We start from the raw sequence: 1,063 nt of genomic DNA on the forward strand, positions 1-1,063 counted from the left end.
GCTGGGCCAGCCGGTCGTCTTTGCCGACGACTGCATCGGCGGTCCCGCCAAGCGCGTCGTCGCGGCGCTGCAGCCGGGGCAGGTGGCCCTGATGGAGAACACCCGCTTTCACGCAGGCGAGGAACAGAACGATGGCACCTTCGCCGCATCGCTGGCGGCGCTGGGCGGTGCCTATGTGAACGATGCCTTCTCGGCGGCCCATCGCGCCCATGCCTCGACCGAGGGGCTGGCGCGGCTGATGTATGCGGGTGCGGGTCGCCTGATGGAGGCGGAGCTGAAGGCGCTGGACGCGGCGCTGGGCGATCCGCAGCGGCCGGTGATGGCGGTCGTGGGTGGTGCCAAGGTCTCGACCAAGCTGGACCTGCTGACGAACCTGGTCGAGAAGGTGGACCATCTGGTGATCGGCGGAGGCATGGCCAACACCTTCCTGGTGGCCAAGGGCGTCGAGGTAGGCAAGTCGCTGGCCGAACGCGACATGGCCGATACCGCCCTTGCCATCCTGGAGAAGGCCGATGCCACCGGCTGCAAGATCCACCTGCCGGTGGACATCGTCGTGGCACGCGAGTTCAAGGCAGGCGCAGCGTCCGAGACGCTGCCCGTCGATCAGTGCCCGGCCGATGCGATGATCCTGGATGCCGGCCCCGAGACGGTCGAGGCATTGCGTCAGGCGATGACCGCCTGCAAGACGCTGATCTGGAACGGCCCGCTGGGCGCCTTCGAGATCGAGCCCTTCGACGCGGCTACCAACGCCGCCGCGCGCGCCGCGGCCGAACTGACCGCGCAGGGACAGCTCGTGTCGGTCGCGGGTGGGGGCGACACCGTCGCGGCGTTGAACAAGGCGGGTGCGGCGGAGGAGTTCACCTTCATCTCGACCGCCGGAGGCGCGTTCCTGGAATGGATGGAGGGCAAGACCCTGCCGGGCGTCGCAGCACTGGAAGCCGCCAAGCGCTGAGCGAACGGCGCGCCGGTGGCGGCGCGCCCTAGCCTCCGGTCTGGGCGGCCTTGGCGCCGTCTTCATAGGCCCAAAGCATCTTGAGCCACTGGGCATAGGCCATCGGCGGGG

1 protein-coding gene is annotated in these 1,063 nt (G+C 69.3%); it reads left to right on the forward strand.

The genetic code is table 11. The annotated features are described in order from the left end of the window. On the forward strand, window positions 1–952 hold a 952-nt coding region (locus tag TW83_RS17885), incomplete at its 5' end, for a phosphoglycerate kinase (protein ID WP_045984143.1). Window positions 953–1,063 lie beyond the last annotated feature (111 nt).

This window comes from Paracoccus sp. S4493 (assembly GCF_000967735.1).
GTDB classification, from domain to species: domain Bacteria; phylum Pseudomonadota; class Alphaproteobacteria; order Rhodobacterales; family Rhodobacteraceae; genus Paracoccus; species Paracoccus marcusii.